This window comes from Nostoc sp. NMS7, from assembly GCF_017115085.1.
Lineage (GTDB): Bacteria > Cyanobacteriota > Cyanobacteriia > Cyanobacteriales > Nostocaceae > Nostoc.
Genome location: NZ_JABXKJ010000051.1, coordinates 1 through 22,148, shown reverse-complemented (window position 1 = coordinate 22,148; position 22,148 = coordinate 1). Strand labels below are relative to the sequence as shown.

General features: G+C 40.4%; 19 protein-coding genes, 3 pseudogenes and 1 CRISPR repeat array. Of the genes and pseudogenes, 14 read left to right on the top strand and 8 right to left on the bottom strand.

Annotated features, from left to right (window positions below):
- Positions 1-18: 18 nt before the first annotated feature.
- Positions 19-231, bottom strand: a complete 213-nt coding sequence (locus tag HWQ38_RS04030) for a high light inducible protein (protein ID WP_292790205.1) — start codon at positions 229-231, stop codon at positions 19-21.
- A 489-nt stretch (positions 232-720) separates the two neighbouring features.
- On the opposite strand from HWQ38_RS04030, the gene HWQ38_RS04025 reads away from it, so the two are divergent.
- From HWQ38_RS04025 to HWQ38_RS04015, 3 genes are all read left to right on the top strand, one after another.
- Positions 721-3,843, top strand: coding sequence for an MFS transporter (locus HWQ38_RS04025; RefSeq protein WP_292790204.1), 3,123 nt, complete (start codon positions 721-723; stop codon positions 3,841-3,843).
- 374 nt (positions 3,844-4,217) lie between these two features.
- A complete protein-coding gene (locus tag HWQ38_RS04020; RefSeq protein WP_292790203.1) occupies positions 4,218-4,460 on the top strand; it encodes a hypothetical protein in 243 nt (80 codons plus the stop codon).
- A 118-nt stretch (positions 4,461-4,578) separates the two neighbouring features.
- The gene (locus HWQ38_RS04015) at positions 4,579-5,520 is read left to right on the top strand and encodes a PHB depolymerase family esterase (protein WP_292790202.1); all 942 of its coding nucleotides are present in this window, start codon (positions 4,579-4,581) and stop codon (positions 5,518-5,520) included.
- A 29-nt stretch (positions 5,521-5,549) separates the two neighbouring features.
- On the opposite strand, the gene HWQ38_RS04010 is transcribed toward HWQ38_RS04015, so the two are convergent.
- The 4 genes from HWQ38_RS04010 to HWQ38_RS03995 form a co-directional block, all read right to left on the bottom strand.
- Positions 5,550-6,380 (bottom strand): dienelactone hydrolase family protein, encoded by an 831-nt coding sequence (locus tag HWQ38_RS04010; RefSeq protein ID WP_292790201.1) that lies wholly within the window; start codon positions 6,378-6,380, stop codon positions 5,550-5,552.
- A 230-nt stretch (positions 6,381-6,610) separates the two neighbouring features.
- Positions 6,611-6,739, bottom strand: a complete 129-nt coding sequence (locus HWQ38_RS04005) for a hypothetical protein (RefSeq protein ID WP_292790199.1) — start codon at positions 6,737-6,739, stop codon at positions 6,611-6,613.
- A 126-nt stretch (positions 6,740-6,865) separates the two neighbouring features.
- Positions 6,866-8,150: direct repeats of the CRISPR family, unit length 37 nt; unit sequence ATTGCAATTCATCAAAATCCCTATCAGGGATTGAAAC.
- Positions 8,151-8,241: 91 nt separating this feature from the next.
- Positions 8,242-8,745: a DUF29 family protein gene (locus HWQ38_RS04000; protein WP_292790197.1), complete on the bottom strand. Its 504-nt coding sequence runs from the start codon at positions 8,743-8,745 to the stop codon at positions 8,242-8,244.
- A 5-nt stretch (positions 8,746-8,750) separates the two neighbouring features.
- Positions 8,751-9,020: a hypothetical protein gene (locus HWQ38_RS03995; RefSeq protein WP_334787901.1), complete on the bottom strand. Its 270-nt coding sequence runs from the start codon at positions 9,018-9,020 to the stop codon at positions 8,751-8,753.
- Here HWQ38_RS03995 and HWQ38_RS03990 point away from each other — a divergent pair.
- Complete coding sequence (locus HWQ38_RS03990; protein ID WP_292790195.1) at positions 9,009-9,230, top strand: hypothetical protein; 222 nt, start codon at positions 9,009-9,011, stop codon at positions 9,228-9,230. The genes HWQ38_RS03995 and HWQ38_RS03990 overlap by 12 nt on opposite strands.
- A gap of 81 nt (positions 9,231-9,311) precedes the next feature.
- Positions 9,312-9,611, top strand: coding sequence for a hypothetical protein (locus HWQ38_RS03985; RefSeq protein WP_292790193.1), 300 nt, complete (start codon positions 9,312-9,314; stop codon positions 9,609-9,611).
- Between the two features lie 52 nt (positions 9,612-9,663).
- On the opposite strand, the gene HWQ38_RS03980 is transcribed toward HWQ38_RS03985, so the two are convergent.
- Positions 9,664-10,926: an HhoA/HhoB/HtrA family serine endopeptidase gene (locus tag HWQ38_RS03980; RefSeq protein ID WP_292790191.1), complete on the bottom strand. Its 1,263-nt coding sequence runs from the start codon at positions 10,924-10,926 to the stop codon at positions 9,664-9,666.
- 206 nt (positions 10,927-11,132) lie between these two features.
- Here HWQ38_RS03980 and HWQ38_RS03975 point away from each other — a divergent pair, with 206 nt between their 5' ends.
- From HWQ38_RS03975 to HWQ38_RS03950, 6 genes and pseudogenes are all read left to right on the top strand, one after another.
- Positions 11,133-12,092 carry a phosphorylase gene (locus HWQ38_RS03975; RefSeq protein WP_292790189.1) on the top strand — a complete coding sequence of 320 codons (960 nt, stop codon included), beginning with the start codon at positions 11,133-11,135 and terminating at the stop codon, positions 12,090-12,092.
- Positions 12,093-12,489: 397 nt separating this feature from the next.
- Positions 12,490-13,512 carry a serine hydrolase gene (locus tag HWQ38_RS03970; protein WP_292790187.1) on the top strand — a complete coding sequence of 341 codons (1,023 nt, stop codon included), beginning with the start codon at positions 12,490-12,492 and terminating at the stop codon, positions 13,510-13,512.
- A 489-nt stretch (positions 13,513-14,001) separates the two neighbouring features.
- Positions 14,002-14,178, top strand: a pseudogene (locus HWQ38_RS03965) ((2Fe-2S) ferredoxin domain-containing protein); the annotation flags it as partial.
- 93 nt (positions 14,179-14,271) lie between these two features.
- Positions 14,272-15,489: pseudogene (locus tag HWQ38_RS03960) on the top strand (ABC transporter substrate-binding protein).
- A gap of 2 nt (positions 15,490-15,491) precedes the next feature.
- A complete protein-coding gene (locus HWQ38_RS03955) occupies positions 15,492-16,580 on the top strand; it encodes an iron ABC transporter permease (RefSeq protein ID WP_292790185.1) in 1,089 nt (362 codons plus the stop codon).
- Positions 16,577-17,614 (top strand): annotated as a pseudogene (locus tag HWQ38_RS03950) (ABC transporter ATP-binding protein). Before HWQ38_RS03955 ends, HWQ38_RS03950 begins: the two are co-directional and overlap by 4 nt.
- Positions 17,615-17,875: 261 nt before the next feature.
- On the opposite strand, the gene HWQ38_RS03945 reads toward HWQ38_RS03950, so the two are convergent.
- Positions 17,876-18,925: a J domain-containing protein gene (locus tag HWQ38_RS03945; protein ID WP_292790184.1), complete on the bottom strand. Its 1,050-nt coding sequence runs from the start codon at positions 18,923-18,925 to the stop codon at positions 17,876-17,878.
- A gap of 420 nt (positions 18,926-19,345) precedes the next feature.
- Positions 19,346-19,522, bottom strand: coding sequence for a hypothetical protein (locus HWQ38_RS03940; protein ID WP_292790182.1), 177 nt, complete (start codon positions 19,520-19,522; stop codon positions 19,346-19,348).
- Positions 19,523-19,577: 55 nt separating this feature from the next.
- On the opposite strand from HWQ38_RS03940, the gene HWQ38_RS03935 reads away from it, so the two are divergent.
- The 3 genes from HWQ38_RS03935 to HWQ38_RS03925 all read left to right on the top strand — a co-directional run.
- Positions 19,578-20,117: a hypothetical protein gene (locus tag HWQ38_RS03935; RefSeq protein ID WP_292790181.1), complete on the top strand. Its 540-nt coding sequence runs from the start codon at positions 19,578-19,580 to the stop codon at positions 20,115-20,117.
- 11 nt (positions 20,118-20,128) lie between these two features.
- Positions 20,129-20,833 carry a mobilization protein gene (locus HWQ38_RS03930; protein ID WP_292790210.1) on the top strand — a complete coding sequence of 235 codons (705 nt, stop codon included), beginning with the start codon at positions 20,129-20,131 and terminating at the stop codon, positions 20,831-20,833.
- A 927-nt stretch (positions 20,834-21,760) separates the two neighbouring features.
- Positions 21,761-22,148: hypothetical protein (locus HWQ38_RS03925; protein ID WP_292790180.1), on the top strand; the 388-nt coding region annotated here is incomplete at its 3' end.

Genomic DNA, 22,148 nt, shown 5'->3' with positions numbered 1-22,148 from the left:
TTTTCAGGTGTTAAATTTCTAGTAGCCAATCAGATGTAAAACGTCACGTAAAACGCTATAACCAGCTAAATCCCAAAGTAAATAGGCGAGAAAACCAATAGCTGCCAAGCGACCATTCCAAATTTCGGCTTGGGGAGTCCAGCCAAACAAAAATGCATTCCGATCTACACCGTTGTATTCCGTTGCAACAGGTGGTAAACCACTAGAAGGGCGAGTTTCTGGAACTGCCATTTTTTTGTCCTCAACGATTTGTTTGTTAAGTTTAATGTAGCTATCTAAAACTCAGATCCTTTCTGTCTGTAGGCATAAACTATATGCACTTCTTACGGAGGATAATCAACAACGTCTTGGTGCTGACAAATCCACCCTGAGAGAGTGATAAAAATCTAATTATAAATAAATGTAAAATTATCGTGATTAAACTGCAATTTTTGCAAAATAAATAGTTGTGAGTTAGTAATTAAAAATTAAAACGTAGCAGCCAATACTTAGCCAAGTTTTTCATCTGCTCAGGAATCTTTTCCGGGTTAGAGATAAAAGTTATATCTTTGGCTGGATACGGTTTTCAGCCTTGGGAGAGATGCTTTAAACAGGTAAATTCTACGATTCTGAGCTAACAGAGTTAGGTATTGCCATAAGTACAGACATAAATACATACTAAGAGTTGCTTCTCAAGAAATTCTTAATTCCCTAAATTTAAACTTAGAACAAGGAAATACAATGTTCCAAAGTACGGAAATCATGGTGGGACTCTACAAACCACTATTGTGGGTGGCACAGATTCAAGGAGATGCCTCAAATGTCACGCCAGCACAGGCATCGGTTATCACTTCCGGTCCGCGCTTTTTTGTGGCTTTAATCTCCGGCGTGATCTTAGCTTTTGCTTTCCAATTAGTTCTAACTAATCTCTCCCTAGCAGCCGGTATTTCCTACCTGGGGCACTCATCTGACTCGGATTCAGATAATAGTGGGGAAGTGGGAAGTTTGGGCGGTACTATTCGCAAAATTGGTACAGCAGTAGGGATTTGGACAGTAGTAACTGTAGCGATCGCCTTATTAATCGCTTCTTTCCTCGCGGTAAAATTGAGCCTTGTAATCTTAGACCCAGCATTGGGAGCAATTCTCGGCTTGGTGATTTGGGGTGCTTACTTCTTAATCCTCGTTTGGGTAAGTTCTACCACCGTAGGTTCCTTAATTGGCTCAGTTGTGAATACGGCGACTTCCGGGTTTCAGACGATTATGGGCACAGCCACCGCCGCACTGGGCGCAAAAGCTGTGAATAACCAAGTGGTAGCAACGGCTGAAGCCGCCGCCGCTGCTATCCGTCGGGAGCTAGGAAACGCCATCGACCCTACGAGTATCCGGGAGAATATAGAGGATTACTTAGATAAGGTACGTCCTCCAGAGCTAGATGTGTCGAAAATTCGGAGCGATTTTGAAAATTTACTCAACGATCCGCAATTAAAAGCGATCGCAGGAACTCCAGATATTCGCAACATCGACCGGGAAAAGTTCATCGAGTTAGTCAGCAGTCGCACCGATCTTTCCAAAAAAGACGTTAGCCGAATTGCTGATACGTTGTATAAAGTTTGGCAGCAAGTGGTCAGTAAGCAACCACCCACGGAAGACCGGATGGGTGAGTTAATTGATTATCTGAAATCACTCCCAGCCGGACAAGCTAAAACAGATGAACTCAACGCCAAGCTTGATCGCTTAGTAACAGAAACACGTAATTCCAAAGAAGGTGAGCAAAAGGCGGCTCCAGGGGCAATTCAAAGTACAGTCCAACAAGGACTAGCTGCCTTAACCAGCATTGTGTTGGGACGCGCCGATTTGCCTGATTTGGATGTGGAAAAAATCTTGGGTAGCCTCACCACTGCCAAAGAGAAAGTCACCCAACAAGCAGATAAGCTAGGGTTGCCAACACCAGCACAACCCTATAGCCCAATTCGGGCTGATGTCGAAAACTATCTGCACAACACTTATGCTTGGCAACTAAGCCCAGAAAAAATCGCTCAGGAATTTCGTGATGTCATTTACGATCCAGCAGCTGACCCCGGAATAGTCAAGAGAGAAATAGAGCGACTATCCCGCAACGATTTTGTCAACATCCTGCAACAACGGGGACTGCTTACCCAAACCCAAATTCACCGCATTGCAGATCAGTTAGAAGCTGTCCGCCAAGATGTGCTAGCGACAGTGAAAGTTGTCGAAGAAACAGAGATAGTCCAAGACTTGCAACGTGCAGTGGAAAGTTATCTGCTCGTTACCCCGAAAGCAGATTTGACAGCCGAAGGCATTGAGCAGAATTTCAAACCACTGTTGCAAGACTCAGATGCAGATGATGAAACCCTGACATTGCGACTGGCGCACCTGGAACGTCAGGAGATGCGGGAGATATTGCTGCAACGTAATGATGTGCAGCTATATGAAGTAGACAGCATTCTTGATGAGTTGGAAAAACAGCGCGATCGCGTCTTGGTAGAATCTAAAGGATTAGCAGAACAGGCACAATATCAAGCAGAAACCCTGTGGCTGAATGTAGAATCATATCTGCGTAATACTGGAAAAGCCGAACTGAATCCTGATGCCATCCGCGCGGAGTTCAAAAAGCTACTGGAAGATCCCCAAGCTGGAATTACCTCAATTCGGGCGCGTTTGTCTCGTTTTGACCGCGATACCTTGGTGCAACTGTTGAGTCAGCGGCAAGATTTGAGTGAAGATCAAGTTAATCAAATCATCAGTTCTGCTGAGGAGTCATGGCATAATATCCGCCACACACCCCAAGCTGTAGTGGATAAAGCCAAAGATCAATACGACTCAGTTACCACCACGATCGCAGATTATCTGCGGAATACTGGTAAAGAAGAACTCAACCCAGAAGGTATTGGGCGAGATTTGACCAGATTGTTTGAAAATCCCAAAGAGGGAGCCGTCGCACTGCGCCGTCGGTTGTCGCAGGTAGACCGAGATACACTGGTGAAGTTGCTCAGTCAACGCCAAGACTTGAGTGAAGAACAAGTTAATCAAATCATTGATTCCACCCAAACTTCGATTCGCAACTTTGTGCGTGCGCCTCGTCGCCTAGCTACCCGTACGCAGCAAAGAGTGGAAACATTCAAAGGTTATGTAGAAGAGTATCTGCGGCAAACTGGCAAAGAAGAACTCAACCCTGAAGGTATCAAGCGCGACTTGCAACTACTGTTGCATGATCCGCGAGCCGGGGTAGAAACTTTTAGCGATCGCCTTTCCCATTTTGACCGTTCTACGATCATTGCCCTGCTGAAAATTCGGGAAGATATTTCTGATGAAGAAGCGGCACGGATTGCCGATAACATCGTATCCGTAAGGGAGCAATTTGTAGAACAAGTGCGGAACATCCAACGAGGGATTCAAGATGCAATTGACGGAGTTTTCGGCCGCATTCGCAACTATCTCAACGCCCTGGATCGCCCAGAACTTAACTATGATAGTATCAAGCGCGATGTTCGCACATTTTTTGACGATCCCCAGGCGGGGTTTGATGCCCTGCGTGATCGCCTGTCCTCTTTTGACCGTGATACCCTAGTGGCAATTATGAGTTCTCGCGAGGACATCTCTGAGGCAGATGCCAACCGGATCATCGACCAAATTGAACGGGCACGCAACACAGTATTACAACGTGCAGAACGCATACAGCAAGAAGCCCAGCGCCGCCTAGAAGACGTGAAGCGTCAAGCACAACGCCAAGCAGAAGAAACCCGCAAAGCCGCAGCTACAGCAGCGTGGTGGCTGTTTGCTACAGCATCCGTCTCGGCGATTTTCTCTGCATTAGGAGGAGCTCTGGGTGTACGTACATTGTAGTTTAACAAGTTTTCTCCGCTAACTTTTAAGCCTCCCGCGATGGGAGGCTTTTTTATGTTTAGGATGTCATTTGTCCTTAGATATATTGGTGGATTTCGTGTAAGTATGCCTTTGAATATAGTCATATATTCATTCAGGAACTCCTCTTTTTTCTTGTCCAAAGTCTAAAATGTGACTAAAGTCATACTTAAAATGTGACTTTATTCCACTGTATCTTTTAATTTAGTATTTTAAACTGAGAGCAATACAGCAAATAAATGGAGTTGTGTAACAAATAAAACTTCCTGTAAAGCTAATAGGTAAGAATATCTGTTCACAAATTATTGATAAATGCTGGAGAAAACTCAAGTAAATTAATTGATGGAGATTTGAACATGAAACGTATTCTATTAGGTACATTACTTGCTCTTCCATTTGCAATTTCCTCCTTGCCCTCACAGGCATCGGCAGCAGAATTCATTGTCAGACCGAATGTTCATCAAGTTGGTATTGTGCATAAAACTGTTGTTGCCCGATATGAACGAAAGTTAATTCGTGCACATTGGCAAAATGTCCGACGCGGTAACAGGTGGGTTAAGGTTCGAGTTCCTGCTCGTTATGTAACTGTAAGAGTTTAAGATATAAATAGAGGCTAACAACTCAAGTAGGGTTGTTAGCCTCTATTAGGTAAAAATTTGTTAGAAATAAGAATTGCAAAGGAAATAAAATTATCTGACATAAGTCAATTTAATTAACATGAATATATATCAAAATTCTCGGCTTTTGAAAAAACTTCTGATATTTCTACTGGGAATGACTTTAGTGACAGGCTGCAATTCCATTCAGGCTGAAGAAAAAAGTCTAGTTAAAGAAAAAATATTGAGTGGTGATAATTATGGAGAATTACATGACCAAGGAAAGTTGCGTACTTACTATTTTTACACTCCCAAATCTTATAATCCAGACCGCCCGATGCCGTTAGTTTTAGTGTTTCATGGAGATGATGGTAATGGTCGGTCTATCAGTAATGTGACTCGCTTCAATGAATTAGCAGAACAAAAAGGATTTATTGTTGTTTATCCAGATGGAATTGACCAAAAATGGAGTCTTAGAGGTAACGTTCAAGGAAGGGTAGATGATGTTTCCTTTGTCAGTGCTTTGATTGATCATCTTCAGCAGCAAATCAATATTGATAGTCATAAAGTTTATGCCACTGGTTTTTCTAGAGGTGGCATACTTACCCAAGCACTGGCTTGTAAGTTACCTAATAAAATTGCTGGTTTTGCATCAGTAGCTGGTTCGCTTCCAGTTAGACTCAAACCTAATTGCCAGCCGAAAACTTCCGTATCAATGTTAATGCTCAACGGTACAAACGATCGCGATGTACTTTATGAAGGTAATGACCACACTCAACGAGGAGCGCTGGTTTCTATCTCAGACATGGTAAATTTTTGGCGATCGCACGATCAATGTACCTCATCAAAAGAATCTCCAAAGTTTTCTAAAGATAAAGTGAAAACCGCTCTCTACACAGGTTGTAGTGGCAACTCAGAAGTCTGGCAGCTAGCGGTAGTAAACGGTGGACATTTCTGGCCTGGTGGTTCCTCAACTGACGAGAGCCTAAACAAATTCAATGCCAAGCTGGGGCTGAACGCCAGTGAAACAATTTGGAACTTTTTTGAACGTCACAGTTCATAGACCGAAAACTTTTGCGAGTAGCTAATTTTTTAAACACCATTTTGCTTAAACCAAGCCAAAAGACGTTTCCAACCTTCTTTGGCTTCTTTCTCGCGGTAGGAGGGGCGATAATCGGCAAAAAAAGCGTGAGATGCGTCGGGGTAGACGATGATTTCAGATTTGCTGCTGCTGGATTTTAAGCGATCGCGCATCTGTTCTATTGTATTGAGGGGAATACTCGTATCCTTACCGCCGTAGAGTCCGAGAATCGGGACTTTCAGCGTTGAGGCAATATCAACCGGATGCTTGGGCGTTAGTTTGGTAGCATCGCCCACGAGTCGCCCGTACCAAGCCACACCAGCCTTCACCTGGGGATTATGTGCTGCGTATAACCAGGTAATGCGGCCGCCCCAGCAGAAGCCTGTAATCGCCAATTTATTGGCATTACCTTTAGCTGATTTCACCGCCCAGTGTACCGTGGCATCGAGATCGGATAGCACCTGGGCATCTGGCACTTTGGCGACAATTGGGCGAATTTCGTCTATGCTGCTTAATTTCGAGACATCGCCTTGACGCACAAATAATTCGGGTGCGATCGCTAAATACCCCAACTGGGCAAAGCGCCGAGTGATATCCTGAATATGCTCGTGTACGCCAAAGATTTCTTGGATCACCAAGACAATGGGGAAATTTTCACCAGTCGCAGGTGCTGCTCGATAGGCAGGAATTTCGCCATCTTTGACGGGAATTTTCACCGCACCAGCTACCAACCCTTTAGCATTGGTGGTGATGACTCCGGCAGAAATGGGTTGCACAGCTAGGGCAAAACCCGTCGCCAGGGTGGTTGTTGCGATAAATTTGCGGCGTGTTATTTCTTTCATTATCTGTACCTTGAATTGGCAAAAACTTTATTGTTGGTTATCCGTACAGTACTATGACAACAAATACTACAATTGATGAATCAGTTTACTGTAATATTAGCTTCCTTTACTGTCCAAGCGTTCTTTGTCTGTGGCTGTTGTCAGGCAAAAGTCGGACGTATTGGCAAAGAAAAGCCACGGGACTAAACAATTTTCTGTGCTGAGTACCTTATAGTTAGGTTTCTGTATGGTCAAATGCGCGGTAAGGTAGGTGTACAAATTCCACAGCCGAAAAAAAGTGCTTCTATCTCAACCCCAGCAAGGTTTTCACCCAGCGATCGCCCAATTTTCATCCGCGCAATCTCTGAAATGCTTATCAAAATAGGGTTTTAGCTTTTAAACTTTTCTAGCACTCTTGCCAAACGGATTCTCTAATGCTATTATTGCTCTTGAATCGCGCAACCGCACCTTGAAAACTAAATACAGCTTGGCTTTCAGGCTCCCGCAGCGGCAATAACAGAATTGCAATTCATCAAAATCCCTTACAAATTTTGGGGCACTAGCGACGCGGGATACACCAAAGCGGCAATAACAGAATTGCAATTCATCAAAATCCCTTGAACAGAAGATTTACGCTAATCAATTGCTATTTGAGCGGCAATAACAGAATTGCAATTCATCAAAATCCCTTATTGCTCTCTCACCCTACGCTTAACTGATGCCCTAGAGCGGCAATAACAGAATTGCAATTCATCAAAATCCCTTTATTCAACAGTATGAACAAGCTGAAAATATGCTAGGCGGCAATAACAGAATTGCAATTCATCAAAATCCCTATCAGGGATTGAAACAGCCAATCATCTTTCTCTTGAGCTACACGCCAAAATTGCAATTCATCAAAATCCCTATCAGGGATTGAAACAGAAACATAAAGGCAACTACACCAGCTAAAATAAGATTGCAATTCATCAAAATCCCTATCAGGGATTGAAACATATTCGAGTTCAATCCCGAATTCTGCCCCGGCGGGTAGTATTGCAATTCATCAAAATCCCTATCAGGGATTGAAACCTAGCTTAAATCCACCTACTAATTTTTGACCCTGAATTGCAATTCATCAAAATCCCTATCAGGGATTGAAACACCTATTGCACCAGAAAAACAAACTGCAATTGAATTGCAATTCATCAAAATCCCTATCAGGGATTGAAACGATTTTATCAATACTCAGATTGTCCCCATAATTGATTGCAATTCATCAAAATCCCTATCAGGGATTGAAACGATGATTTGAGGGTTCCACTCAAATCCTCAACTATTGCAATTCATCAAAATCCCTATCAGGGATTGAAACGCAATTTGGATGCCGCACTCGCAAGCCTTCCCAGCAATTTATTGCAATTCATCAAAATCCCTATCAGGGATTGAAACATCATTACTTTGGTGAAACCTGATAAATAATACTATTGCAATTCATCAAAATCCCTATCAGGGATTGAAACATCACCCATTTTTGATATCAAAGTAGGGAGCCGCATATTGCAATTCATCAAAATCCCTATCAGGGATTGAAACAAGGCATCGTCCAGCCAGAAAGTATTATTTATCAATTGCAATTCATCAAAATCCCTATCAGGGATTGAAACCTTGCTTTTATATATCTGCGTAGTGAGTTTGCATATATTGCAATTCATCAAAATCCCTATCAGGGATTGAAACAGCTACACCGCCTGCTACACCAGAGAAAGTTATACATTGCAATTCATCAAAATCCCTATCAGGGATTGAAACTTAAAATTGCCAGAGGTAGTCCGTTTCAACGGACTTTTGCTATTAGCCAGGGACTTGAGTCCCTGGCGGTTCAAGTATTTTAGCAAGAGGTTTAATCTTCACCACCAGCTAATTTACTGAGATAATCATCCATAATCGCTGGTAATTCCTTTGGTGAATAAGTGTATGTTAAAGCCAGTAAACTAGTGGCTGTAGTCAAAATCTGGCTTTTATCTAGCATCGCTGACAACTGAGAGCGAGTAAATTTGCCGCTCATCACTTCCTGACTCGCATCTGCGATCGCATCTTCAATAACTTCCTCCTCCATCAAACTTTCCCATTCGTTTAAATTGATATAGAAAGATGTTTTATTGTCTTTGATATTTAGCTTTTTAATTTCTCGAATGGAATTCCGAATAGAAGCCGCCCATGAACCAGTTAATCGTTGTTCTACTTGGTTCTTAATCAAATGAATCAACAGAATGTTTAAATAAGCTTGGATATTTCGCAGAATAGCTTGTTTACTCATTCCCTCTAATTCATCTACAATTACCAAGGCATCTGCGTAACGTCCTTCCAAAATACTCTTTTTGAGGTCTATTAGTTCTTGCGTCATTTGTTTTACCGCCTACCTGCTTTCCAATCTTCTCCACCGGGTAGCTGAGTTAAATTTTCAGCCACAACTGCGGGTAACTCCTTAGCTGAATAAGAATAAGTTAGTGCCAAAAACTTCAAAGCAGTCTGAATAATCTGATTTCTATCTATCATTTCAGCCAATTGGAATTCATTATACATTCCATTCAAAACTTCCACACTGCCATCACGCACTGCTGCTTCTATTTCATCTTCAATATAAGTATCCCATTCATTTAAATTAATATGCCAGCGCACCTGTTTATCGGACTGTTTGAGCAAGTAATAGAGCCTCTAGCAGTCAAAAACAATCGCGCAGAAGTTGCCCCAATGTGGGCATCGGTAGCTTCTGAGTTTAGTGCAGTATGGATTGCGGATGCATCAACCTTGGAAGCAGTCAAAAAACATTTCGGGCAACTTCAAGAAAAAACAGGTGCCAGAACAACTTTCAGCGCAGCAAGTTTGTGATTTATATCGCCGTCGTTGGCACATTGAAGATGCATTTTTACTGACTAAACGAATGTTTAAGCTTGTCCTATCTTTGGGTTGGTGGCACTAATAGTATACAGATGCTTTCTCTATGCTACGTGGATTTTCTATGCTGTCCTCAATGATTTGTCTGCTGATGTCGCTGTCGCTTTGCAACAACCCTTAGAACGTATTTCTGTGGAGATGGTTTTCCGCAGTTTATATTTTTTCAATCGACCACTCTTGCAAAACCCACAACTACAACTCATTCCTTGGTTGGTTGAGCATCAGCGTTCTATGGGCTTGGTCAAAGCCATTGGTCAACGGCATCGACGCAACGCCTCAAAGTCCCTTGACATCTGGGCTGAAGCTTTAACTTGACACCAATGGCATAATACCCATCCCAGAAAATTCACTTTTGATAGCAAAACTTTTATTGGACTTGCGTGGGGAAAGCACCAGGTTGCACAGCTATGTTAAGATTCTGCCCATTGCGACGTAATTCCATACGTAAGTCGCTCCCAACTTGGCTATTTTCTACTACCTTTTGGACACTGCTGGCATCTGTGACTGCTTGACCACCAAGCTTTTGGATCACATCACCAGCCCGTATCCCTGCTTTAGCAGCTGGTGAATTTGGCACAACTTTCACAACTAATACACCTTTATCTTCAGTCACACTCAAACCACTATTGGGGTCTGAGTTGATATTTTGTTTTAGCTGAGGCGTTAACCCCACCATCTGAATTCCCAGATAAGGATGTTCTACTTTGCCCGTAGCTATTAGTTGACTAGAAATCCGTTGTGCTGTATTGATAGGAATAGCAAAACCTAATCCTTGTGCCCCCTGGATAATGGCTGTATTCATGGCAATTACCTCGCCACGGTAATTTAGCAGGGGACCGCCGGAGTTACCGGGATTAATCGCTGCGTCGGTTTGAATATACTCTACTCGCTTATCGGGAGCGCCAATTAGATTGCTACTGCGTCCGGTAGCACTGATGATTCCGGTAGTTACTGTATTATCTAGTCCCAGGGGGTTGCCGATCGCGATCGCCCATTCTCCCGGTTGCAGTTTATCTGAGTTACCCAAGGCTACTAACGGTAGATTATTTGCCTGAATCTTGACGACAGCAACATCGGTCAACTCATCTTTTCCTAACACCTTTCCTTTAAAGGTACGCCCATCCTTGAGTGTTACTGTTACCGTATCAGCACCATCAACTACGTGGGCATTGGTAAGAATACGACCATCAGCACTAATAATAAAACCTGACCCAGTACCCCGTTCTACCCGATTCTGTTGTTGTGGTAGTTGAGAGCCAAAGAAACGCTGGAAAAGTGGATCGTTAAATTCATCTGGTATCTGAGTTTTTACAGTTCGGGAAGAGTCAATTCGCACCACGGCTGGCCCGACCTTTTGCACCACCTGGATCACAAAGTTAGGATCTGTACCGGCTGCTAATGGAGGAGCGGCATTTACTGGACTCACTGCCAAATTAGATGCGCTTTCAGACACCTGCTGAGGATGTCCAGCCATATAACCGCCTGCCAATGTCATACCCGATCCCAGCAACACCAGCGATAGAGAGGCGGCAGCCTTTTTCCAGGGTGTTCGATTATGGTATTTGGTGTCAGCAGTGTTATGTGAAATGCTATTTGATGGGTGTTCTCTGTCGCGAGATTCGTTTTGCATTGCTGTCTGGAAGGATATTTAGATGTATTACTAATGTAGATATTATTTGTGACAGTTTTGTTGCAGAGGTATTGCGTTGTTATGAAAGGTTTGGTATTTTACTTATCGCATCCCACCTTAACTGAACTGTATTGGAATATAGTCATTCGTAGCGTAGCACATCTGTGCTACCCGATTGGTGTTGCATCCATGTCTGAAGGAATAAAATGGCACAGGGTAAAATCTTACTTAAAGCTGGTACTTTATGGACAAGTGTCAAAGAGCAGACGGAACATGCTTTGCAATGCGGGGCGTTGCTGTCGATACCGACGGAATTTGAATTTGTGGAACAGGATAATGTGCGGTTTTTAGTGCGGATTTTGTCTAACCTGAATCGCAAAAAAGCCGCCAAGGATCAGCAGCAAAAACAATCTGCTACATCTGGTCAAGAATTTAATCCTTTCTTACCCTACGAAAAGGATTTATTTGTGGCGGATATCTCCGATACCCATGTATGTATTTTGAATAAATTCAATGTTGTTGATTATCATCTGCTAATAATCACCCGTGGCTTCGAGGAACAGGAAAGCTTACTCACTGTGGAAGATTTTACGGCTATGTGGGCATGTCTAGCTGATTTCGATGGTTTAGCATTTTACAACAGTGGCAAAACCGCAGGTGCTAGTCAGCGACACAAGCACTTGCAATTAGTGCCATTACCACTTGCACCTTCAGGATCGCTAATACCTATTGAAACTCTGCTAACATCAGCACAATTTCAGAATTCAATACCTTCTGGGGTGTCCGCTACGCATAGCTTGCTTAAGACTAGGGGTACGGTGGGCAAAGCCTACGCAACTTCACCAAAACTTCCTTTTGTACACGCTTTCGCACCACTAAATTCCAATTGGGGGCAGTCCCCGTTTACAGCAGCCCAAGCAACACTGGAAGTTTATCGCACCTTGCGACATGCTGTAGGTTTGGATGCAAGGCAATCTGGTGCTTATAATCTGCTAGCGACACGAGAATGGATGTTGATCATACCGCGATCGCAGGAGCATTTCCAGTCTATCTCTGTGAATTCATTAGGATTCGCTGGTGCTTTGCTAGTGCGGAATGCAGCCGAAATGGAGATTCTCAAAGCCCAAGGCCCGATGACCATCCTCAAGAATGTTGCTGTATCCTAATTAAGTTGTAGTTTTTCACTCTTCCCCATCTGTGATAATTTACAATATAGGTAAAATTATTGATTCTGCATTCTTCTTTAATCGGTTCAATTACGGATGCTTTATTTATCGCGATCGGTATGTATAAATCATTGCAAGCAAAACTCAAACCACAATCTTAATCTCTGACTATTTGTATAAATAGATAACTACTTGATGGGATATATGTATGTAAATTTTATCTATTTGATATTCTGATTTTAATTCATAATTTTTATCCCTCAACTTGCAGTAATGTATGTTATCTATATTTATTGACATGGGATATTTTAGTGAATATTATGTCAATCAATCCGGATTTAATTTACTTCTCTGGAAATCTCTGTAAGTCAATCCAACATTATCCTCACACCACTACATGAAACTACGCTGGTTATTACTTAGTCTCATAAGTATTTTTCTACTGTCGTTGCCAGTAAAGGCGAATCTCAACACGAATCAAGTTGACAGCGCAGATGGCGGGAGTGGAAATCAATCAGATTTACAACTACCAGAACTGAAATTCATTCCCCCAACTCCCTCAAGCAATTTTCTCAACCCAACAGGTATTCCTAAATACACTGGTATAGTTCCTTTAGGACGAGAAATATCGGAACTACAAACTCCAATTAAAGCATTAATTGCTCGCAACAGATTCCTGACTCCGGGAATCTTTTTTATGGACTTAGAAACAGGTGATTATTTAAATATCAATGGCGGTCAACCTTTCTCTGCCGCTAGCACAATTAAGTATCCTATTTTAATTGCTTTGTTTCAGGGAATAGATGCAGGTAGAATCAAACTAAATGAAACATTGGTAATGCAACGTAAACACGTTACTGGTGGTTCTGGAGATATGCAGTATCGGCGGGTGGGAACTAAGATTAGTCTTTTGGAAACTGTAACTAAAATGATGACTATTAGCGATAATACCGCTACAAATATGATTATCGACCGTTTAGGTGGTAAGGCAAATTTAAATCAGAGGTTTCGCACTTGGGGATTACAAAGTACTGTGATTAACAATATGTTAGGAGACTTTAAAGGAACTAATAAAACTAGTGCAAAAGACTTAGTACGATTGTCAGCTTTGATTTCCAATAATCAGTTAATTTCTGATACCAGTCGCTCTCAAGTTTTAGGTATCATGATTCGTTGCCATAATAGAAGCTTACTTCCGTCTGGTTTGGGTTATGGGGCAAGTATTGCTCACAAAACAGGCACTCTCAGGTTTGTACTGGGAGATGCGGGTATTATTGAAACACCATCAGGTAAGCGTTATTTAGCAGGAATTTTCGTGCGAAGACCTAATAATGACGAGAGAGCAACAGCTTTTATTCGTCAAGTTTCTCAGATGGTGTATGGCTACTTTGAGCAACCAAAAGTTAGCCATCTACCTTAATTATTGACGTTTAATTCAGAAAAATTAAATTTAAAATTTCATGAAAATAATACACTGACATGGATAATTAAGGGTGATAATCCCAATTAGGAAAAATTACCTGAGAGTATTTCGACAAATAAAGTCCCCTTTACTGAAAGTTAGGGGATTTCCTTTATGGGTGTTCACGGTAGCACAAGTATAATTTCATATCCAGTAAGTGATATAAATATTGAACCTCACATGACTAAAAGTCACGCGATGGAAAGCTTCAACGATCTACGCCTGGAGTAATCCAGGTCTTATGAGTTCTCCACAGGCGCTTAAAGCCTCCCTAGCACCGACGGTGGCTAATTGATTTTAACACAAATGAGCGTGAAATATGGAGCGCCTAACTATCCTAACTATCATGTGAAGTCACGAGTGTGCGGCTTGTAGAAATCAAAATTGTTATCGACTAGAATTTACATATAGACAGGAACTATGGTAATGTGACACATGACTGTCGGTGAAGTGAGGACATCTGCCTGTTTGGAAGTTTGCCAACAAGGTCTAGTAGTATTTTATTCCGATGATAAAACTTGGTACACTCGTGTTAACTCAAATATAGCTGAAACTATTGTCAATGAACACTTGGTAAAAGGTAACAAAGTTATTGAACATTGCTATCCACCAGATTCCGTGTAATTTATCCTTTGGAAAATCTCAGGCAAAGATATAAAGCTGTTTTCTTAGCATTCCTCTCTGCGTGAGGTAAAAACGAAATTTCTCTAAAAGTCCATGAAATTGGTAAAACTGACTCACTCAAAACCTATTATCTTTTTATGCCAATTCTTCTTAATTGCTACTTTAATCATTGCTTGCCATAGTACAGCAATTAACACATCTACAAATACCAATAATAACGGCTGTATTCAAAAATATAACCCCAATACTGATTACTTCCCTAATAAAATTCAGATTAATTATGCAATAGGCTTGGCAGTAGAATATCATAAACACTACAAAATCGTCACTATAAAAAATCCTTGAAAGAATGCAAACACAAAGTTTCAATATGTTTTAGTCCAATGTGGAACTCCTACACCTCAAGGATTTAATCAAGCACAAATAATCACAGTACCGATAAATTCCATAGTCTCTCTATCTACTACTCATTTACCTCACTTAGCTAAGTTAGGTGTAGTTGATAAGCTGATTGGTATTAGTAATACTCAGCAAGTAAATACGCGTGATGTTGTAGAGAGAATTAAAGCAGGGAAAGTGACACAAATAGGTAATAATTCTAATGTGGATAGAGAGAAATTATTAGAATTAAATCCTGACTTGATAACAACTTATAGTAGCGGCAATTCCCAAACTGATAGTTATGCTAAACTCACTGAGGCAGGTTTGAAAGTGGGGATAAATGCTGAATATATGGAAGATACACCATTGGGAAGAAGTGAATGGTTAAAATTTACTGCTCTATTTTTTAATAAAGACGAGCAAGCAGAAAAAATATTTAGTGAAATTGCCAATAAATATGAACGAGTAGCTCAAAAAGCTAAATCTGTAAAAAATCGTCCACCTGTATTCGTGGGATTCAATTTTAAAGGAACTTGGTATATGCCTGGAGGTAAAAGTTATGTAGCTAAATATTTCGCTGACGCAGGAGCAAACTATCTCTGGCGTGATGAGAAATCCTCTGTTAGTTTACCTTTATCTTTTGAAGTCGTTTTGGAACGTGCAGCCAATGCTGACTACTGGTTGAATTTTAGCCAATCTTGGAAGAATTTAAAGGATTTAGTAGCAGAAGATAATCGGTATGCTGATTTTAATGCTGTGAAAAACGGAAATATTTATAATAATAATGCTCGCGTTAATGTGAATGGAGGTAATGATTACTGGGAAAGTGGTATTAGTAACCCAGATATAGTTCTATCAGATTTGATTAAAATACTGCATCAAGAGATATTACCTAATCATCAGTTATTTTATTACCACAAACTTATTTAATAATGTTAAGCAAAAAATATAAAATTAAAACTCCCCTATTAACCCAAAAAACTCCGGTTTTCAAAACTATTATTTTTTTAATTATACTTATAAGTTTAATCTTTGCTTTTTTATTAGACTTGGCTTTAGGTTCAGTTGATATCCCTGTTAAGGAAGTCATAAAAATTCTGCTCGGACAAGAAGTAGAAAAAGTGACATGGACTCATATTATTCTCAAATTTCGCCTACCTAAAGCTTTAACTGCAACTTTAGCAGGTGCGGCTTTAGGTGTGAGTGGCTTGCAAATGCAAACCCTATTTAAAAATCCCTTAGCGGGGCCTTTTGTATTGGGTATTAGTTCTGGTGCAAGTTTAGGTGTAGCGTTAGTTGTGCTGACAGCAAGTGCTACGACACCAACATTATTAGCAGATTTGGGAATCATTAGTGATTTTGGTTTAGTCATAGCAGCAAGTCTCGGCGCAGCATCAGTTTTAGGGATGATGTTAGTTGTTTCTCGCCGAGTGCAAGATACGATGACACTATTAATTTTAGGTTTATTGTTTGGTTATGCTACTAGTGCAATAGTAAGTATTTTGTTGCAGTTTAGCTCAAAAGAACGCATTCAAAGTTATATTATGTGGACTTTTGGTAGTTTTGCTGGGGTGACTTGGAAACAGTTAGTTGTTTTAATTCCAGTGATACTTTTGAGTTTATTGGGAGCAGTGTTGCAATCAAAATCTTTGAATGCACTTCTACTGGGTGAATCTTATGCACGTAGTTTAGGTTTAACTGTGCAGAAAAGCAGATTTTCTATTATTGCTAGTGCATCTATATTAGCTGGAGCAATTACCGCTTTTTGTGGTCCCATTGCATTTTTAGGTGTAGCAATTCCCCATTTATGTCGTAGTCTTTTTAATACTTCCGACCATCGGATATTAATTCCCAGTGTAACAATAATGGGTGCAATCTTAGCATTGTTTGCAGATTTGTTTTCCCAACTATGGGTAAGTCAGATGGTTTTACCTTTAAATGCTGTCACCGCTTTGATAGGAACTCCTGTTGTTACTTGGGTAATTCTGCGGCGTAATTCCCAAAAATATTTTCCGTCATGAATGATGCGATTTTAACAACTCACAACCTGACTATTGGTTACAAGACATCACGAAAAACTGTTCGGTGTGTTGCATCGGATATTTCTATATCTCTGCAAGCTGGGGAACTTGTTTGCTTACTCGGACCCAATGGTGCGGGTAAATCTACATTACTGCGATCGCTCGCTGGAATGCAACCCCCAATATCAGGTGAAGTACGACTCTTAGGCGAAAATATTTACAAGTTAGCACCACAAGACTTAGCCAAACGTCTGAGTTTGGTACTCACCGAAAAAGTTGATGTAGGAATGCTATCAGCCTAGACCTTGGTGACTCTGGGACGATATCCTTACACTGATTGGTGGGGAAATTTGACACCCCAAGATGAAGCTATAGTACATTGGGCAATCAAATCTGTAGGAGCAGTACACTTAGCACAACGCCACGTTAGCGAATTAAGTGACGGTGAACGCCAAAAAATCATGATTGCGCGTGCTTTAGCTCAGTCACCCATTGTTATGTTACTTGATGAGCCAACAGCATTTCTCGATTTACCGCGACGGGTGGAAATTATGCAGTTGTTACGCCAGTTAGCACGGGAAACTAATCAAGCGATTCTCCTTTCCACCCACGATTTAGATTTAGCTTTGCGTCTTGCAGATAAAGTTTGGTTATTATCAACTAATGGTATTTTACACGTTGGCGCACCAGAAGATTTAGTGTTGAGTGGTTCATTTGCTGATACTTTCGAGAGTGAACGTGTAGAGTTTGATATTGCTTCTGGGGAATTTCACCTTCATATATCCCATAAAGGAGAAATTAATTTAATAGGTGAGGGGATGGCAATTATCTGGACTATTCGTGCTTTAAAAAGAGTGGGATTCTTGGTTACTCGAAGTGCAAAGTCTTCTCTAGTAGAAGACGTGACGCAAACACAAATCTCAGTAGAAGTTATATCAAACTCCGAACAAGTTTTGTGGCGAAGCACAAACAATAATACTGTGTACACTCATTATTCATTGTATGCACTAATTAAATTTTTGGATTGTTTATAGAAGCATTTAGAACTAGGTTTTTCAAGGTGGGTAAAAATTTTGGTTAAGAAATTCCTCTTTAATCTCTTAACTCTGTGTTCTCTGCTGCTCTGTGGTTAAATAAATTACTTTTAAACCGCACAGACACAGAGGGCACTGAGAGAAAAAAGGGATTTTACAAGTCACCTTGAAAGGGCTGCGATTTTTTACAACGGTAGTGTAAACTTTGGCAAACTTATCTTTAATTCACTACAAACTCTTATTTTTAATCAAAATCACTTACTATCTCATTAATTCTGACAACATCTGCTCAAGAATATCTTCCATAATTTCCTCGTCTAAGGAGTGCAGCTTTGGTGGTCCACCGAGAAAGTCTTTGATAGTAATTTTCTGCTCTCTAAAGTCCTTAACAAAATCCCGAATCTGAGAAACAACGTTAATTTGAGATTCTATTGTTTCTACCATCTGAGCCATAGAGTCAATGCCTTTTTTAGCAGCTTGACGACAATCGCAAACCATCGCTCCTTCGGGAGTATTTTTTCTCAAACGTAGTTCTCGTTTTAAGTTTTCATATTGAGTGAGGAGAATTTGATTTTGCTGTTCTAGAGTTCGACATTTTCGAGTTAAATCATCCTCGCTATTATTGTCAATAACTTCCCCGACTTGCTGAATCCCTTCGATTTCTAAAAGTCTTGCCAAATCTCCTTCTTGGTAGGCTTTATTGATTTCTTTCATGATTTCTGTATGATATCTCTGTGTCTCGCTGTCTTTTACCTTATCAGGGTGAAAGATTTCAGCTAACCTCAGAAATGTTTGACGAATTTTTCTAGAATCCTCTGTTCTAGCTACAGATGCAGATTCTACAGATTCTTGTGCTTGCCAATGTTGATGGCGACCTTCAGCAGTTTCTCTTGCAAAATCTTCTTCTGTAGCGGAACTGTTAAATAGTTCCTCTAGCTCTCTATTGGATTGTTTGCTCCTCGGTTTTAGACTAATGATTCCTGTCAACTGGAGGTTAAGGTAAACTGATTCTATATTTTTGAGTGTTTGTTTACCAAACTTTCTAGTAGTAAAAATTTCATCAAATAGAGCATGAATATCCTGGTCTAACTCAGCCATTTTTTGGAAGCTGGGACTAGCTTGATTAAATATTTCAGTGGCTAAAGAACGCATCTGTTCAACAAAGTTCTTCAATTCCGTTCGCTTTCTCTTAATCTGTTTAAGTAGCGATTTATGTTCTTTTTCTAAAAACTCTAATCTCAGATGTAATTCCGAAAGAGCCAGTGGAGTTATTCTAGTTGAGTGGGATGGAGATGAGGTGGTTCGAGGCATAGAATATTTATGATTTTTTCAAGGTTTAAAAAAACTATAACTGTCAAAGTCATTAAATCAATGCGAAAAGAAAATACCTCAAAGATGATACACGATACCCAACACCAAGCTTTTTATAGTTTCTTCAATGGGAGCATCTGACTGAGTGTTCGTCATACTCAGCGTAGACGAAGCAGCAGCTTTTTCGTGTGACATCGCTCTCCGAGACACAGGGGAATATTGTATCGTCGTGCAAGGTAACACAGAATGTCTACTGATATTAATTCTCTTGAGAAAGTAAAAACTAAACAATAGCTGAAAAGAATGATTTTTAGGTAGGGGCAATTTATGTAGCTTTAGCTGACCGCAGGGTATTGCCCCTAAAGCGTGTAGTTTTACCTAAGTCCCAGACATCTTGTGCCACATATTCTATAACAAAAGCTACCATTTAAAAGCGTTCAAAGTCAACATCCTAGTCAGGGATGGCTGATAATTCCAAGGAGTTGGAGAAACTACATCTTCTGGGCCAAGTTTCAGAAAGGGGAAGGGGTAAAGGGCATATACTGGTTTATTCAGTAGAGCTTGTTCAATAATATGTATAATCTTATCAATCCACACAAGAGGGTGTGGATTGATAAGATTAATTAAATTTTGAGCCGATTCAACAGAACGAATGGTACGCACAAGCCCAAGGCAGAAAATTCCTATTGATAAACTCCAAGCGACTCTAGCTTCCCTAGAAAAGCTAGAAGAGAAGGATAAAGAAGAACTATCACTGCCAGAGAGTGTTTACTTTATGCGAGTTGAGCTTGAATCGGCTCTGAAAAAAGGTTATAGCTATCAAAACCTTTCTGAGAACCTCAAAACTCAAAAAATAAAAGTTTTGGCAGTGACATTCAAGCAATACTTAACTGAGATTGAGAAAGAAAAACGTTTTGGCAAAAGAGGGGTTAAACTAAAACCAATTTTATCTGCTGAGAATTATACTCAGATTTCAACAGAATCATCAGTAATGTCACAATCGGCCTCAGTAACTGGAGACTCTCTTGTTCTTGAGACTTCTTTAGAAAAGCTAACTCCAGAGATTCAAATTCAGCAAGAATCAAAGGATGAGATAAAGGCATCTGATAAAACTACCAAAACTACTAGGCGGCAACCGCCAAAAAGTTCTAAGCCTGGGAAAGATGTATCAGACGAGTTTAATAAGTATTAGAGGTGGCTGTAATGCCGACGATTCATTTGGTGGATGGTGAAAAAGGCGGGGTAGGAAAGTCTCTCTTTGCTAGGACAATGATTCAGTATTGTCTGGATAAAAAAATCCCGTTTGTACCAGTAGAGACAGATAGATCGAATCCAGATGTAGCAGGGGTGTATAAGGAGATATGTAAGTATGCTGTGTTTAGCGAGAATGAACGACAGGCAGATAAGGCAGATAAAATATTTGAGTGGGCGATAGAGAGGCCAGTAATTGTGAATTTAGCTGCACAATCGCATAGAGCAGTACAAGGGTGGATTGACTCTAATCAATTATTTGAACTAGGGAGTTCGCAGGGAGTGATGTTTTGCAAATGGTTTGTATCGACAGGAGGATACGACAGCATGAACCTGTTTACTCAGTCAGTGAATACCTATGGTGAGAGAATCTCTCATATTCTGGTGAGGAATTTAGGGCTGTGTGATGATTGGGAGCATATAGAGTCAGACTCAAACTTTCAGAAAATAGGAAATAAATATAAGATAAAAGTTATGGATTTTCCGAAGTTAGCATATAAAGAAAGAAACGTAATTGACCAAAATCGCCTGACGTTTGCGGAGGCGAGAGAGTATAAAGAATTTGGCGTAATTGGCAGACAGAGAGTAATGAATTTTCTGAAGCTTGCTTATAGTGCTTTTGAGAGAGTAGGCATCTGGTATGAAAAAGTTGAATAGCAAAGCCCTAAAGAGGAATCGCACGCTTGTTTAGTTATTTGTTGGGGATGAGGCAGTTCTTGCTGACGGCAGTTATTTTTAGAGTTTTAAAACTTTGTGTAGGATAAAGATTTTTAGTAAAGGCTTCAGCCCTATTTTTCGGGCTGAAGCCCTTACTAAAAGTCAATTTAATTAATTTTAAATTGCTTAACATAGTTTGATCTATTCTTGCCTACTTAGTTAACGCATCTAAATAAGTAACTCAAATATGGTTCTATTCATTATGATTAGTACGAAATTTTATAATTGAAGATTTTGTTTTTTGTCTACAATAAGCAGCTTTATATTTTATATTCAAAAAATACCGGACACATAAAGATCCTTTTGAATGTTATGTGAATCCTGTTTGTGGATGTGCCAATCCAGGGCAAAACCCCCAGTGTGAAGATTGTGCTTATATTGAGGTCTGCTGATCTAATTGCAAGCTCTAAAAGGTATAATTATCTTCACGTTCATAGACTAACTTTAATGCAAAATTAATTCCTGCGATAGAAGTGATTTTACTCTTATGGTAGAAGTCAGGCAAAAAATTAGCAGCTATGCTGGTTAAGAATGGCAAAATAATTGAGAATCAATAAGTAATTAAAATTTATGATGCAAGTGAATCTAATTTTTTATTATTCCTTGTTTGTTGTGAACAAGCGACCAAGGTCGTTACTTCCTAATCATAAATTAGTAATTACTTATCATTAATTAGTTTGACTTTGACGAATAATCAGTTGTTGTGGGATCTTCAAATGGTTTCAATTATTCCAAAACAAACTAGGTTGAACACTCCTCAATATATTTTGTCAAAGTTTACCTAATTTAGCAATCGATTGAGTAGACAATATCGGTTTTGAAAATCAATCAACCACAGATATCTAGAACATAAAAGGAACCGTAATCATGAAGTCTTTTGATTTATCTAAAGCTGTTTTGGCTAGTCTCTTTGCCATCAGTTTCGCCTCTGCGTCCTTACCTCCTTCTGTTTCTGCCCAAAGCGGAGGCTCCGGCAGCGGAGGTTCCGGCAGCGGAGGTTCCAGTGGTGGCAGTAGCTCAGGTAGTAGTACAGGTAGCGGTACAGGTACTGGTACAAGCGGTAGTGGTACAGGTACTGGTACAAGCGGTAGTGGTCTAGGTAGTGGTACTGGTACAGGTACAGGTACTGGTACAAGCGGTAGTGGTCTAGGTAGTGGTACTGGTACAACAGGCAGTGGTACAGGTACTGGTACAACAGGCAGTGGTCTAGGTAGTGGTACTGGTACAACAGGCAGTGGTACAGGTACTGGTACAA